Below are 14,724 nucleotides of genomic sequence, written 5' to 3'. Positions count from 1 at the left end.
TCGGGGCAGTGCTGGTCCCGCGATTGAAAGGACGGCGCACAATTGCCTGCCTTGAGCGCCCGCTCGGCCCATCGTGTCGCGATCAGGTATTCGGTCGCACTTCTCAATCGTAACCGCAGCGTCGCGCTTGCTCGGCTTCGCTGCCGGACGGGAAGTCACCGCAGGCGCGTTCTCGCTTTTCCTCATGTCCAATCTTCAGTTTTGTCGAGAGCAGTAATCGTCGTCGGTAACTTTGAGTTATCTGCGCGAGTTATGACTTGGCGTCGCTGTCGAAGTGCCTGCGCATCTCCCCAGGGTCCTGGCGTCGGAGACGACGACCAGGTGTTTCGTGGTCCCGTCCAGGCTGAGCTTGTTCAGGAACGCGGCCGTCGCTGCCGCGAAGTTGTCCTCGACGAGCCGCCTGCCATCGGGTCAGCAGAGCCGGTGTGATGCCGCGCATCCGAAGCCGCCGTGATCTCGACCAAGTGCACCCCAGCGTTCACGCCTGTGTTGTGGAACAGGGGGACCGTGTCGCCGTCTGCGACTGCTATTGTCGTACCGGTGGGTAGAATCATCGAAAGACCTCCCATTCACGATTCGTATAAACATCGGCGGGCTATGATACTTGCATGCCGGCGCTCTGCGGCGTCTCTTCGATCAGCTCCTCGCGCGAAGCTCCCCAGAGCAGGGCAGTCCCAACGACGGCGGAAAGAATCGACGCGGCGAACACCGCGATCTTGGCGGCTGAGAAGTCGGTGGCGTTTGGAAACGCCTGCCCGGCGATGAAAAGCGACATCGTGAAGCCGATGCCAGCGAGGGCTCCTGCCCCGGCCAACTGCCGCCACGTGTACTCCTCCGGCTTGACAGCTATGCCTGCGCGCACGGCCGCGGCGGCCGCGAGGAAGACGCCGAGCGGCTTTCCTATGGCGAGGCCGGCGGCGATCGCCACCATGAGCGAGCCATGCCCAACAAAGACGTTCAGATTGATTGCTACGCCCGCATTCGCCAGTGCGAAGATCGGGAGAATAGCGTAGCTCGACCGTGCGCCGGCGTGTCGCAGCAGCCGGTCGGCGGGCGATTCAAGTCTGTCATAGATTGCGTCGAGCGCGCGCAGCGCCGGGGTGGAGGGGCCGTGCCTGAGAACTTCACCGTCGTGCCGGGCCTCAGAGGCGATGATCGTGCTGGCCTGGGTCATCAGGGCAGCCAGGTTGGCGGGCGGTCGCGTCGGAATGAACAGCGCGAGCACCAGGCCGGCCAGCGTAGGATGAAGGCCGCTCGCGTAGACGAAAGCCCACAACCCAACGCCCAGCAGGATGTAAGGCGAGAGAAGGTAGACCTTCGATCGGCTCAGCAGCGCCAGCGCAACCCCAACCGCCGCGGCCGCGGCAAGGTAGGCCGGGTGGATCTCGCCAGAGTAGAACACAGCGACGACGACGATCGCACCGATGTCGTCAACGATGGCCGCCGCGGTGAGGAAGATACGCAGTTCGACGGGGACGCGGTCCCCCATCAAGGCGATTAAGGCAATCGCGAACGCAGTGTCCGTTGCCATCGGTACGCCCCATCCGTACGACCACGTCCCTACAGGGATGACCAGCGCATACAGAAGCGCCGGCACGACCATGCCGCCGAGCGCGGCCGCGATAGGAAGCGCGGCGGAGCGGCGACTCGCGAGGTGGCCGACTGTCATCTCGCGCTTCACTTCCAGGCCGACGACGAGGAAGAACACCGTCAGGAGGCCATCGTTGACCCAATGAACGATCAGCATCCGAAAGGCTGCGTTGCCCAAGCTCACGCCGAACTCCTGGCGCCAAAGCGCCTCGAACGCCGGCCCGATCGGCGAGTTCGTCAAGACGATCGCCGCCACGGTCGCGAGGACAAGTAAAATGCCGGCCGACGGACCCCAGCTCGCGAAGTCCAGGGCCGCCGTACGAACACGGTGGCCGAGCGTGCCCAGCATCGCATCGACGAGAGAGCTCTCATCCCAGGGCCCGTCGTAGCGCCGCCGGTTGATGTAGAAGGTTGGCGTGAGTCTCACGCCGCTTGCGCGTGAGCTTGCGATGTCCGCCTCCACCCTCGCCCTCGCGCGCCGCATGGCTTCGCTGTCGCCGTGCTCGAAGTCGGCGTTCACGCCGAGGTCGGCGGCCACCGCGACGAGGTCGTCCTCTGTGAGCTGTATCGACCTCGTCATCAGCTTGATGTGCGCGGACCAGAACGCCTCGGGCGTCCGAGCAAGCTCAGCGAGCTCGGCGGCCCGAAAGGAAACGCTGTTGTCCGTGAGAGGCCGGTGGCGGAAGGCATAGCAGACGCGGTCGCCGAGTTGGTCGCGCGCTTGCGCAATGCGCCCGTTGGCAGCTCTGCAGTGCGAGCAGGCATAGCTGCCGTACTCGACGAGCGAGATCTCGGCATCGGCGGGGCCGAGCACGTGGTCCGTCTCTTGGTCGACCGGACGGTCGAGGCGGCCGGGCGGGATCATGAGTTCCATCGCTGAACCGGACTCCAGGTGTTCGTGCTGGCTAAGACGTCGGCATAGTTGCCACTGGGCTTACAACGTGGAATTCGCCGCGGTTGGAAGACGCCGTGTACGCGATCTCCGTACCGACGATACTGCTGGGAAGCCCAACTGCGTGCACGCGCGGGAGCAAGAGGGGCACGAGCGTGCCGGCACCCCGCTCGCTCTCTATAAAGACCGCGCCGCCTCGTCCTTCGGCGAGCCGCTCGACCTGCGAGAGCCCGAGACCGGTTCCGCTATCCGGAGCCCTTGTCGTAGAGTACGGAGTGAATGCCTGCGAGAGGACCTCCTCGAGCAGGCCCTCTCCATCGTCGGCGACGATGATCTCGATCGGCTCCCGGGCCGCGCCAGCGAGAGACTCGACGTTCCGCGCCACGATGGTGATCGCACCGCCGTTCGGCATAGCATCGGCCGAGTTGCGGCAGAGGTCCAACAAAGCGAAGCACAACTCCTCCGGGTCGGCATTGAAAGACCATAAGTCAGGGGCGATCTCGGCGTGGACCGTGATGTCCGGACGCAACGCCCGGTCAAGCGAGCCCACCATCGCTGCGAGGCGGCTGCCTTCGACAAGTCCGTCGATCGACTTGGAGCCCGGCCGCGCAGCGTCAAGGACCTGCAGGGCGAGTAACGCGGCTCGCGTGATCGCCTCCTGCATTTTGCCGACGATGGCCTTTCGGTAGGCGGCATCGTCCTGGCACTCGAGCAGTCGCCGGCCGCTGCCGATCACGGCGAGAGGGTTGTTGACATCATGGACGACGAACGGCGCGACGTCCGCTATCGCGCTCACTCTTTCCCGTCCGCGAGGGGCGACCACGTCACCCCTGTCGGACCGCACGCAGGTGTGACGCCCAACCCCCGAGACCTCGCCGTTGGACCCGACGAGCGGGATCTCCACGCACTTGGACGCAATGAGGCCGCTACCGCCATCGCGGACGCCCTGTACCGTTGCGCTCAACGCACGTTGCACTCCAAGCGCGACGCCGGCGCCGTCCGCGAGCACGACGACATCCTCCAGCGGTGGGCTTTCGACAAAGCCGGGAAATGAAACGACGATTGCCTCTTTGATTTGCATGTCGGACCTCCTGGACTGCGATCGTTCAACGGAATGCCGACTCCGGCCCGTACACGAGGACGAGCGACGGTGGCTCGAAGATTGCGTCTTTGACGGTCGAAAGGAAAATCACCTCTCGCCATGAAGTCGATAGCCGATCGTTATAGGAATTTCTGAGGGTGCCTGGGACACTGCCCCGGGGTACGCCGCGTCTCGCTGCGAGGACTTGCGAAGCGGCACTCTTGGCGGCCGAGAAGACGTCCCTCCCCTTGGTTATCCTGCCGGCCGCGCGGCATTAGGGGCGGTTATCGACATCAGAGCTTTACCAGCGGCTTCCGCGGCAATACCGCTAGTGCCGCTAGCGCGGTCGTGAGGCAGAAGCGCCGGCGAACGCCCCGCCGCGATCAGAATTGCGAGTATAGCCATGACGCAGGGCATCGCAGGACAGTCGACTCCGAACTCGCGGTCCGGCCTCGTACATTTGATTGACCTCTGAGCCGAAAGAAATCGATTCCCAGAAGTTCGAGATCAAGCGATAGCGGCGGTCGTGGAGATCTCGCGCCAAGTCGCAAAGGCTCGCTCGCCGGCGGGCACAACGTTCTTAGGCGACAATATCTCAGGACTATCGAATGCATATCCAAAGGGAATTTCCAATTTCGTCGACTATGCCCGATACTAACATGCATTGGGTCGGCCGAGGGCGTGCGGCTTCCTCAAGATTGATTGAAGCCATTCCGCCGAGCCACCTTGCCGAGAACGGGCAGCAAAGGAGTCCCCGATGAAATCACCGAAGACCGTCGGCCTGGCTGTCGCCGTCTCGCTGGTCGCCAGCACCGTGGCGACAGTCGCTTAGGTCAATGGAGCGACTCCGGCGGGCCCGACCTCGACCGGGCGTCAGGCACACTGAGCTCCGGACGAGATACTCGCGCCTGCACTCGACCACGACCTCAACGATTACCTTGCGCGGCGGCGCCAGCATTGATCCAAATCTTAAAGAAGGAGTTCAACAATGAAGCACACGGAAACTGTCGGCGCGATTATCGCAGTGCTCATGCTTACGTGCACAGTCGCTGGCCCGGGCCATGCTCAGGACGCCCAACACGGCAAAGCCGTCTTCAAGGCTTGTGCGACATGCCATGCAACTGACCACGCCAATCGTGTCGGGCCGGGTCTGGAAGAGGTTGTCGGTAGGAAAGCGGGTACGGTTCCGGGCTTCCGCTATAGCAACGCCATGAAGAATTCCGCAATCGTCTGGGACACGAAGACTCTCGATGCGTATCTGGAATCACCGCAGAAGGTCGTCCCAGGAAACAGTATGCCCTATGCAGGGCTGAAGGATGCGACAGATCGGACGGACCTCGTTGCTTATCTTGCTACGTTGAAGTAGCGGCGCGTCGAACGAGACGTGAGCGAGACGACTCCGCCAGCAACTCTAAGAAATAGCGGATATGCTTGTTGGTCATTTGAACGGCTTGGCTTTTGAGATGCCAACCTATCAACTCGATCCCGGCTCGCTCCCCAATGCACCTGCTGCTATGGAAACTATGCATGCCAATCATTGGAACGGCTCGTCGTGTACTGCGACAACTGATTAGCTTTGTCGCAGATCTTACCGAGTCACGCTGAGATCCAGTTAGCAAACTAGTCATGGGTCCTGCCGTTGGATGTCGAACCGGCTTTCCGTCCTGTAACACTTCCTGACCTTTGATTTTCCAACGCGGACTAAACCAATTCCGGTTTTGGAGGGCAGAAAGACAATGATCGGCCAACTGACCAAGACTGAACGTCAGTACGCGCTATTGATCCTGCTCGGACTCGCACTATGCGGATTGATGTTTGGCATAGCAGGCAACCACGATCCACTCGGCGTTCACGGCGCGCTCATCGGAGTCGCGGCACTTGCCGGAATCTTCAAAGTCATTTCGGTCTACTACGATCCCGAACCCGGCGATGAACGCCTCAACCGCTATTATGACGATCCAACGAAATTCGGCATCATTCTCGCAATGATCTGGGCTGTGTTCGGCTTCTTGATCGGCGATTGGGTGGCGTGGCTCCTGGTGAAGCCCGACTTCACTCTTGATGCCGGCTGGGCCAGCTTCGGGCGGCTGCGTCCTGTTCACACCACCAGCGTACTCTTCGGCTTCGGCGGCAACGCACTGATCGCTACATCCTACTACGTATTGCAGCGGACCTCGCGCGCGCGCCTCGCCGATCAGCTCAGCCCGTGGTTCGTGCTGCTCGGCTACAATCTGTTCTGCGTGCTCGCCGTTACCGGCTACATGATGGGTATCACCCAGTCCAAGGAATACGCGGAGCCGGAATGGTACGCAGATATCTGGCTGTTGGTGGTCTGGGTCGTATACTTCACCATCTATCTGCGCACGCTCGCGCGGCGCAAGGAACCACACATCTATGTGGCCAACTGGTACTACATGGCCTTCATCTTGGTTATCGCGATCCTGCACATCGTCAATAACCTCGCCGTCCCCGTCTCGTTCGGCAGCGCCAAGAGCTACTCGCTGTTCTCCGGCGTGCAAGACGCGATGACCGAATGGTGGTACGGTCACAACGCCGTCGCCTTCTTCCTCACCGCCGGCTTCCTCGGCATGATGTATTACTTCTTGCCGGTACGGGCCGGACGGCCGATCTATTCCTACCGAATGTCAATCATCAGCTTCTGGGGCATCACCTTCTTCTACATGTGGGCGGGCTCACACCACCTGCACTACACGGCATTGCCGCAATGGGTGCAGACGCTGGGCATGACGTTCTCGCTGATGCTGCTGATCCCCTCGTGGGCGTCAGCTGGTAATGCGCTGCTGACGCTAAACGGCGCATGGGACAAGGTGCGAGACGATGCGACGCTCCGCTTCATGATGGTGGCCGCGGTGTTCTACGGCATCACCACCTTTGAAGGATCATTCCTTGCGATCCGCCCGGTGAACTCGCTCTCCCACTACACCGACTGGACCGTTGGCCACGTCCATGCCGGCGCGCTCGGATGGGTGGCGATGATCACGTTCGGATCGATCTACGCTATCGTGCCGTGGCTCTGGAAGACCGAGCGCATGTACTCCCCGCGACTCGTCGAGATGCATTTTTGGCTCGCGCTGGCTGGCGCTGTCGTTTATGTCTTCGCCATGTGGAATTCCGGCATCATCCAGGGGCTGATGTGGCGGACCTACAATGAGAGCGGCACGCTCGCGTATACCTTCGTCGACTCGCTGATTGCGATGCATCCCTACTACATCGCGCGCGCCATCGGGGGCCTGCTCTTCCTGATCGGTGCGATTATTGGCGCCTACAACATCTGGATGACGATCAGAACCGGTATCCGCGACGTGCGTGATTCGGCGACCGACATGCCGTCGCCGATGCTCGGCGGCACGACCGTCCTTGAATCGGGAGAGTAAGCCGCATGTTCGGATTGCACTATCGGCTCGAACGCAAAGCCATCGGACTCACGCTCGGCATCATTCTTGTGGCGAGCATCGGCGGTCTCGTGGAAATCGCACCGCTCTTCACCATCCACCAAACGGTGGAAGACGCGCCCGACATGCGTGTCTACACCCCGCTCGAACTAGCGGGCCGCAACATCTACATCCGCGAGGGCTGCTACGCTTGTCACTCGCAGATGATCCGCACCTTGCGCGATGAAATCGAACGCTACGGGCCCTACTCGCTCGCCGTCGAATCGAAATACGACCATCCGATGTTGTGGGGCTCGAAGCGTACGGGACCGGACCTCGCGCGCATCGGCAACAAGTATTCCGACGAATGGCACGTCGCCCACCTTAACAATCCGCGCGACGTTCTTTCAGTTTCCGTCATGCCCGCTTATTCGTGGTTGCTGAAAACGACGTTGCGCACCGACGATCTCGGCGCGCACCTGAAGGCCCAGCGCGCCGTCGGCGTGCCCTACACCGACGAGATGATTGCGAATGCGAGCAGAGACGCTTACGGCCAAGCCGCTCCGGACTCCCCCTATGTTGATGGCGTCACGCAACGCTATGGCAAGGCCACGAACGTCCGCGCGTTCGACGGCAAGCCTGGCGAGCTCACCGAGATGGACGCGTTGGTCGCCTATCTCCAGGTGCTAGGCCACCTGACCGACGCGGCGCACAAATCCGTCACGAACGCTGTGAGGTGATCATGGATCTCGAACACGCTACACTGGTGCGGCTCTCGAAGTCGTTCGGATTGTTCTATCTGATCGCACTCTCAATCATCACAGTTGTCTATGCCTATTGGCCGTCGAACAGAAAAGCGTTCGATCGCGCCGCGAAGTCGGTCCTGCGCAATGAGGATGGGCCATGGCGGTAGAAGAACGCGACAACTACACCGGTTATCTGACCACCGGACACGAGTGGAACGGCATCAAGGAATTGAACACGCCCGTTCCGCGCGCGGTGTACTTTTTCCTGCTGATCGCTTTTCTCTTTTCCGTCGGCTGCTGGGTGCTGCTGCCCGCATGGCCACTCGGCGTCAGCTACACCAAAGGCCTGCTCGGCCTTGACCAGCGCAACATCGTGCAGGACTCGCTGAAACGGGCGGCGCTAGGCCGCAGCGCATGGACCCAGCAGATTGAGGCCAAAAGCTATCAGGATATTCAGGCTGACAAGGCGCTGATGCAGATCGTGCGCCAGACCGGCCGTACCCTGTTCGGTGACAATTGCGCCGTGTGCCACGGGCGCAACGCAAAGGGCGGCCACGGCTTCCCAAACCTGACTACGACCTCATGGCTGTGGGGTGGCGCTCCCGAAGCCATTGCCGAAACCATCCGCGTTGGCATCAACTCGTCGCATCCCGACAGCCGCACCTCGCAGATGCCTGCCTTCGGTCATGACCATATCCTTCAGCAGGCCGATGTCGACAAGGTGGTGGCCTTTGTGCACTCGCTCTCCGATCCATCCGCCGCGAAGACGGCAAGGCCTGGCGATGTGGACGCCGGCAAGGAGATCTTCGTTGCCAATTGCACCGCATGTCATGGTGAGGACGCCAAAGGCAACAGCGACGTGGGCGCACCCAACCTGACCGACAAGTTCTGGATCTATGGGGGCGACTCGCAGACGATCACGGACACACTATGGAACGGACGGCAGGGCCACATGCCGTCATGGGAAGGCCGCCTGACGCCGATCGATCGCAAGATCCTCGCGCTATACTTGGTCGATCAGAGGATGCCCAACCAATGAATGGGATGGCGGCATCGCCTGACAGATGGAAGGCGAAATCAATCGTCTTGCTGTCGATCGGTCTCGGTCTGATTGTGCTGGTCGCCGCCAATGCGCATCTGCTTTACGTGGCTGTGTCCTCTCAGCCGGATTGCGTCGCTCATCTCCAGCACGGCGAAGGCAACCGCACCAATAGCTTCAGCGCGGCGGCCTCGTCGTGTTCATCCAAACCGACCACAACAGCCAAAGCACGATAGACTGATCGACATGACCATGATCCCGACCGTCATGCCTCCGCTTCCCACCAAAAACCGTTGGCATCGCTCGCTTGCTCCCGCCGATGCTTTCATATGGCTTGCGAACGGCTGGTATGACCTGACCGTGCAGCCGATGATGAGCTTCTGCTACGGCCTGCTGATCTTTCTCACATCCGTCGCCATCGTCGGTGGTTTGTTTCGCCTAGGCTGGGACTACATCCTGTTTCCCGCATTCGCGGGTTTTATGGTGGTAGGCCCGATCCTCGCAATCGGCCTGTATGAAAAAAGCCGCCGCCTTGCCGCAGGCTTGCCCGTCAGCCTCTCGACCATGATTTTCGTCAAGCCGCAATGCGGCGGCCAGATTCTGTTCGCGGGCGTACTGCTGTGCCTTTTGATGATCACATGGATACGCGCGGCGGTGATTATCTACGCCCTGTTCTTTGGCCTGGTGCCGTTTCCCGGTCTCGAACACATCGCACCGATGCTATTCGCCACGCCGGTTGGCTGGGCGACGCTGATTGTCGGCGGGGCCGTCGGCGGATTGTTCGCGGCGTTCTCGTTTTCGATCAGCGCGTTCTCGATTCCCATGATGCTCGTCAAGCGCGTTGACGCCTTCACTGCCATGGGCTCGAGCATGGCGCTGGTCTGGAACAACCTGCCCGTGATGCTGACCTGGGGCGTCATTGTGCTTGCACTGTTCTTGGTCTCTCTCGCCACTGGAATGCTGGGCCTGATCATCGTGTTTCCTGTGCTCGGGCACGGCACCTGGCATGCCTATCGCGCGGTGGTGGACGAAGCCGCGATATAGCGACACGCCGCCGGCGAATTGCCGGCGGCGGGCGGAAACGGAGTGCCGATGAGTTGTTGCGCACCTGGCGCTGAGCTGGCTCTTGCCACGTCTGATCCTCACACCGCGAATGAGGAAGTTCTGCTCGCGAGCCGCTTGGTCGGCGACGGCGTTCGCCAGACCGATCTCTCGGTGCCGGGCATTCATTGCGGCGGCTGCATCCAGAAAGTCGAAGCCGCGCTCGGCGCACTTCCCGGTGTGGAAAAGGCGCGCGTCAATCTCTCCACCAAGCGCGTCGCGATCCGCTGGCAGTCCGACAAGCCGCCCTCACCATTCATCGAGACACTCAGCAAGATCGGCTACGACGCACATCTTCACGATGCCGGTCCGGACCAGACGGACGAGACGCTGAAAGAGTTGATCCGCGCGCTCGCCGTGGCGGGTTTCGCGGGCAGCAACATCATGCTGCTGTCGGTGTCGATATGGTCCGGCGCGGACGCTCCAACCCGCGACATCTTCCACTGGATCTCCGCGCTGATCGCCTTTCCCGCGCTGATCTATTCGGGCCGCGTATTCTTTTCTTCCGCTTGGCGGGCTCTGCGCCATGGCCATACCAACATGGACGTTCCCGTTTCCATCGGCGTGTTGCTTGCCTTTGGCATGAGCCTTTACGAGACGTTCAATCACGAATCACACGCCTATTTCGACGCGGCAACCTCCCTGCTGTTCTTCCTGCTGATCGGCCGCACGCTCGATCACATGATGCGCGAGCGCGCACGAACCGCCGTCCGAGGATTGGCCCGCCTGTCCTCGCGCGGCGCACTTGTCGTGCAGGACGACAGTACGCATGCCTATCTGCCGGTGAACGAGATCCAGCCGCATATGCACATCCTGCTGGCGGCGGGCGAGCGTGTGCCGGTCGATGCCCGGGTCGAAACAGGACAATCCGAGATCGACTGCGCGCTGGTGTCCGGCGAGAGCCTGCCGCAACCGGTTTCGCCGGGCACGATGCTGTCCGCGGGAACGCTGAACTTAACCGCCCCCCTTACCATCGTCGCCACGGCTGCCTCGAAGGATTCATTCCTCGCCGAAATGGTGCGAATGATGGAAGCGGCCGAAGCTGGGCGCTCGGTCTACCGGCGTGTCGCGGACCGCGCCTCGCGGCTCTATGCGCCGGTCGTGCATCTCACGACGCTGCTGACGTTCATCGGCTGGATGATTGTCGAAGGCGACCTGCATCGCGCGGCCACCATTGCCGTCGCGGTGCTGATCATCACTTGCCCTTGCGCGCTCGGCCTTGCCGTGCCTATGGTGCAGGTCGTCGCCGCGCGGCGTCTGTTCGAAAGTGGTGTGATGGTCAAGGACGGCGGCGCGCTGGAGCGCTTCGCGGAAGTCGACACCGTGATTTTCGACAAGACCGGAACGCTGACCATGGATCGGCTGCGGCTCATCAATCGCAAAGCCATCAATCCAGCAGCGCTTGCGATCGCCGCATCCATCGCGGCCCATTCACGCCATCCTTACTCCCGTGCACTCGCCGCCGTACGACGCGACAACACCATCACGCCGGTGGCACTGAACGATATTTCAGAGCAGCCGGGCTCCGGAATGCAGGCCACCATCGGCAAGACGATCTACAGGCTCGGCCGGGCCGACTGGGCGCTGACGGATGGAGCCAAACAGTCAAGCACAGCCGGCGTTGTACTCTCCGAGAACGGGCAACTGCGCGCGGCCTTCCAGTTCGACAGCGATCTTCGCCCGGATGTCCGCGAGGCCGTGCTCGCCATTTCCAATCAAGGATGCCGCGTCGAGATCATGTCCGGCGATCGCGGCGAACCGGTGCGCCATCTCGCATCTGATCTCGGACTTCCCTATCGTGCGGGCGTCTCCCCTGCTGACAAAACGAAACACATCGTCGACCTGTCGGAAGCGGGACAGCGCGTGCTGATGGTCGGTGACGGCCTCAACGATACGCCGGCCCTCGTCGCTGCCCATGCCTCCATGGCTCCGGCCACCGCCGCCGATGTCGGACGCAATGCCGCCGATCTCGTCTTTCTGCGCGAGAGCCTGCTGGCGGTACCGCAAGCCATTGCCATTGCGCGCCATACACAGAGACTCGTGCGCCAAAATCTCATCCTCGCCGTCGGCTACAATGCCTTTGCAGTACCCGTCGCGATCCTCGGCCATGTGACACCATTGGTGGCGGCAGTGACGATGTCAGCCTCGTCACTGCTGGTGATCGCCAATGCCCTGCGGCTGCACGGCTGGGGCTCGCGGGAGGAACCGCGCTCGGGCCCGCCGGCGTTCGATATCTCCGCGCAGACGCCCGCGACGGAGAAAGTTCGATGACGGATTACTTCTTCCTGATTCCCGTTGCGCTCGCGCTCGGCGCCGTTGCACTCGGCGCGTTTATGTGGTCGCTGCGAAGCGGCCAATATGATGATCTTGCGGGCGCGGCCGAACGAATCCTGTTCGAAAACCGCGATGGGCCCGACGATTAGGCGTCGGCGCACTCCGCGCCAGAAAGAAATAGGCCAGCCGTTCCAGCCGCAACGTGTCGCCCATAGGGATGTATTGCTGAAAATGGTTGCGCAGACGCGTCCAAATCAGCTCAAGGAGGATGCGGATCGGATCCTCGCTATTGGACACGACCGTGAACCACCGCCTGTCTGCAATGGCCAAGATCTAGGGCTGGACGGTCATCTTGGGCAGGCCGTTGTATTGGGAAACAACTCTAAGTCAAATGCCGCCCGCCCCGTTGTTGTGTTCGAGATAATCCGCGAAGCCACAGCGAAGTCCCGCCTCGTCCGTCTTGTAGTCGGTAGAGATCAGGGCGCCGTGAGCGCGGGCTTCGACCACCTGATAGGTGTCGAGCATGAAATCCTTGCGCAGCACCGGCAGATTGGTCACCGCGCGCGCCGCGAGCATGAAATCGAGATGCCCCTGGAATGAAGGCGTATCGGTCAGCACCGAGAGGCAGGCCGCGCCCCCGGCCGCATAGGCCTTTGCCAGGGCAGGCGGATCGAAATCGGCGCGGGATGCGGCCCTTCGATGGTGAGGCCTGCTTGATCTCAGCAATCAACGCATAGTGGCCGCCGGCATGCCTTGCCTTGATCGCGCGGACGAAGCCGCGCGGTGGAGCGGGCGCCTTGGCGCGTGCCTCGATGCTCGCGAGGGGATGAGCACGCTTGGCGGCGGCGATCCCCCTCGCGCTTGTTGGTTTCGATCTTCTTCAAGCTGTCCGACCTCATCAATCGTTGACTTACTTGCCATTCAACAATCCGCGTTTCGGCGGAACCGTACAATCAAAACATGATCGACGCTAACTCACTTCCCCTTCATCAACCGTTCGCGCCGGCATGTACTCCGACGCAAGATGCGAACGACGCTCTTCCGGATATCCCCTCGCGCCATGGAATCGCTAGACGATCGTTATTGTTCGCTCGCAGCGCGGGGGATGCCGTCGCGGCCGGCGCAACTTGCGTTGCCTTACGAATAACAGTGAGAACGGTCAGCGCGCGATTCCGCGCCGCCATGGAAACTATACGCGCCGGCTATTGGACACTTTCGTCCCGTGCTGCGATCAATTGGTACCACTGTCGCAGATTTCGTCGAGTAACGCCGATGGCATGGCGCACGCTTAGAAAGATGTCGTCCGGACCGCTTCACAGCGTCCTGCGCACTGGCCAATCCATCCTCAAGCTGCGATCCGCCGAGCAACGAGCACCTCTTGCCCTGGATTTTCTTTCGCTGGGAAGCCGCGCGGCGCTCGGGATCTCGTTCCTATTGTCGGTCAGCGACCGGCTCGGGCTCTACGGCAATCCGGGCGAGCGCGGAGTTTCCTGGGGAACATTCGAACGGTTTTTGGGCTACGCGGCCAAGGTAAATTCGTTCGCACCGGCATGGATGATCCCCTTTCTCGGCGCGACCGCGACGGTTCTGGAATTTCTATTTGGCGTTACGCTGGTACTCGGACTCGCGGTGCGATGGGCGGCTTTCGGCAGCGCGGGCCTGCTCCTCCTGTTTGGTTCAGCCATGGCGATTTCGTTTGGGATCAAGTCGCCATTCGACTACTCCGTGTTCGCCGCGATGTGCTGCGCCCTATTTCTGGGCTTCGCCGGCTCGAATCGATGGACCGTCGACTCTTTACTATGATGCTCCAATGGCAAAGCGCTCTTCCACTTTTGCTTTCGGCAGTTACGCGTCACCGACCCACGGCGCGCTAACCCCGGCTTGTTTCCCGATATCGCAGCTCAACCGCGAGACGAAGAACCGTCGCCGAAATCGAACAAGCCGCTTTGATGCCGGGCATGAGATTGCCGGGGACCTCGGACACGCCGCCGACCTGGCGGCGATCTCCAGCGCAGGCAGCCGAGCGGCGGCGACGCGCATCACAATTTCCAGATTCCAACCAGTCTCTGCGGATGCCGCCGCTGGCATTTCTCACTGCAGCATCACGCGGCGCGGCGGCAATAATGATCGTCTATCGACTCTATGGCGAGAGGTGATTTCCCTGGCCGGCGCTGCAAGGGCATCATCGTCGGGTGGTTTAACACGAACGGAGCTACCATGAAGGTTGAAGTCCGCAGCCTGGCGATTGCGCTCGCAATTGCTGTTCCTAGCGCAGAGGCCGCGACGGCCACATCGTCTGCCACGCCGATCAATGGCACGTCGATCAAGGCAGCAATACCAGCCGTGACGACGGACGTGCGCTATCGGGTGCGACGGCATTATCCGAACCCTTCGTACTGGGACTATCCCACCTATAATACGTACCGTGGCTATCCGATCCATAATTCATATTCGAGCTATCCCACCTATTACTATCCCGGCTTCTCTTACGGCTGGTGGTGACGCCAGCGCTTGGCGGCGTGCGGCTCCCTCAAGCCGCCGCTAGCCAACATGTACTTGGGAGATTTTCGCGTTCCTCGGTCATACGCATGTCATTCTCGGGGCATTTT

Annotated in this window: 13 protein-coding genes and 1 pseudogene; 11 read left to right on the top strand and 3 right to left on the bottom strand. The window is 61.4% G+C overall.

Translation table 11 applies throughout. The annotated features are described in order from the left end of the window. Nucleotides 1-595 precede the first annotated feature (595 nt). Complete coding sequence (gene nhaA / locus AB7Z56_RS10590; RefSeq protein WP_441256219.1) at nt 596-2,464, bottom strand: Na+/H+ antiporter NhaA; 1,869 nt, start codon at nt 2,462-2,464, stop codon at nt 596-598. Nucleotides 2,465-2,495: 31 nt separating this feature from the next. After that, complete coding sequence (locus AB7Z56_RS10585; RefSeq protein ID WP_354265581.1) at nt 2,496-3,563, bottom strand: ATP-binding protein; 1,068 nt, start codon at nt 3,561-3,563, stop codon at nt 2,496-2,498. Nucleotides 3,564-4,551: 988 nt separating this feature from the next. Between AB7Z56_RS10585 and AB7Z56_RS10580 the strand changes: the two genes are divergently transcribed. The 9 genes from AB7Z56_RS10580 (at nt 4,552) to ccoS (ending at nt 12,264) form a co-directional block, all read left to right on the top strand. Then, nucleotides 4,552-4,929, top strand: a complete 378-nt coding sequence (locus tag AB7Z56_RS10580) for a c-type cytochrome (RefSeq protein ID WP_354244031.1) — start codon at nt 4,552-4,554, stop codon at nt 4,927-4,929. Between the two features lie 370 nt (nt 4,930-5,299). Continuing rightward, nucleotides 5,300-6,958: a cytochrome-c oxidase, cbb3-type subunit I gene (gene ccoN, locus AB7Z56_RS10575; RefSeq protein ID WP_441256218.1), complete on the top strand. Its 1,659-nt coding sequence runs from the start codon at nt 5,300-5,302 to the stop codon at nt 6,956-6,958. Between the two features lie 5 nt (nt 6,959-6,963). Beyond that, nucleotides 6,964-7,695: a cytochrome-c oxidase, cbb3-type subunit II gene (gene ccoO / locus AB7Z56_RS10570; protein WP_441256217.1), complete on the top strand. Its 732-nt coding sequence runs from the start codon at nt 6,964-6,966 to the stop codon at nt 7,693-7,695. Between the two features lie 2 nt (nt 7,696-7,697). After that, nucleotides 7,698-7,868, top strand: a complete 171-nt coding sequence (locus AB7Z56_RS10565) for a cbb3-type cytochrome c oxidase subunit 3 (RefSeq protein ID WP_212489327.1) — start codon at nt 7,698-7,700, stop codon at nt 7,866-7,868. Further along, nucleotides 7,859-8,740: a cytochrome-c oxidase, cbb3-type subunit III gene (ccoP, locus tag AB7Z56_RS10560; protein ID WP_354265577.1), complete on the top strand. Its 882-nt coding sequence runs from the start codon at nt 7,859-7,861 to the stop codon at nt 8,738-8,740. The genes AB7Z56_RS10565 and ccoP overlap by 10 nt, the downstream gene beginning before the upstream one ends. After that, entirely contained in the window at nt 8,737-8,976 is a 240-nt protein-coding gene (locus AB7Z56_RS10555) for a hypothetical protein (protein WP_354265576.1), read from the top strand. The genes ccoP and AB7Z56_RS10555 overlap by 4 nt, the downstream gene beginning before the upstream one ends. A gap of 10 nt (nt 8,977-8,986) precedes the next feature. Further along, nucleotides 8,987-9,784 carry a DUF2189 domain-containing protein gene (locus AB7Z56_RS10550; RefSeq protein WP_212102319.1) on the top strand — a complete coding sequence of 266 codons (798 nt, stop codon included), beginning with the start codon at nt 8,987-8,989 and terminating at the stop codon, nt 9,782-9,784. A gap of 48 nt (nt 9,785-9,832) precedes the next feature. Continuing rightward, entirely contained in the window at nt 9,833-12,112 is a 2,280-nt protein-coding gene (locus AB7Z56_RS10545; RefSeq protein ID WP_354265575.1) for a cation-translocating P-type ATPase, read from the top strand. Beyond that, complete coding sequence (ccoS, locus tag AB7Z56_RS10540) at nt 12,109-12,264, top strand: cbb3-type cytochrome oxidase assembly protein CcoS (RefSeq protein ID WP_212102320.1); 156 nt, start codon at nt 12,109-12,111, stop codon at nt 12,262-12,264. The genes AB7Z56_RS10545 and ccoS overlap by 4 nt, the downstream gene beginning before the upstream one ends. 331 nt (nt 12,265-12,595) lie before the next feature. Here ccoS and AB7Z56_RS10535 read toward each other — a convergent pair. Next, nucleotides 12,596-13,014, bottom strand: a pseudogene (locus AB7Z56_RS10535) (indole-3-glycerol phosphate synthase TrpC); the annotation flags it as partial. A 373-nt stretch (nt 13,015-13,387) separates the two neighbouring features. On the opposite strand from AB7Z56_RS10535, the gene AB7Z56_RS10530 reads away from it, so the two are divergent. Further along, a complete protein-coding gene (locus AB7Z56_RS10530; RefSeq protein ID WP_354265574.1) occupies nt 13,388-13,918 on the top strand; it encodes a hypothetical protein in 531 nt (176 codons plus the stop codon). A gap of 414 nt (nt 13,919-14,332) precedes the next feature. Beyond that, a complete protein-coding gene (locus AB7Z56_RS10525; RefSeq protein WP_212102322.1) occupies nt 14,333-14,617 on the top strand; it encodes a hypothetical protein in 285 nt (94 codons plus the stop codon). Nucleotides 14,618-14,724: the final 107 nt, after the last annotated feature.

Origin of the sequence: Bradyrhizobium sp. 482_C4_N1_8, assembly GCF_052075965.1 — a bacterium.
GTDB classification, from domain to species: domain Bacteria; phylum Pseudomonadota; class Alphaproteobacteria; order Rhizobiales; family Xanthobacteraceae; genus Bradyrhizobium; species Bradyrhizobium barranii.
This window is presented reverse-complemented; position numbering and strand designations above follow the sequence as displayed.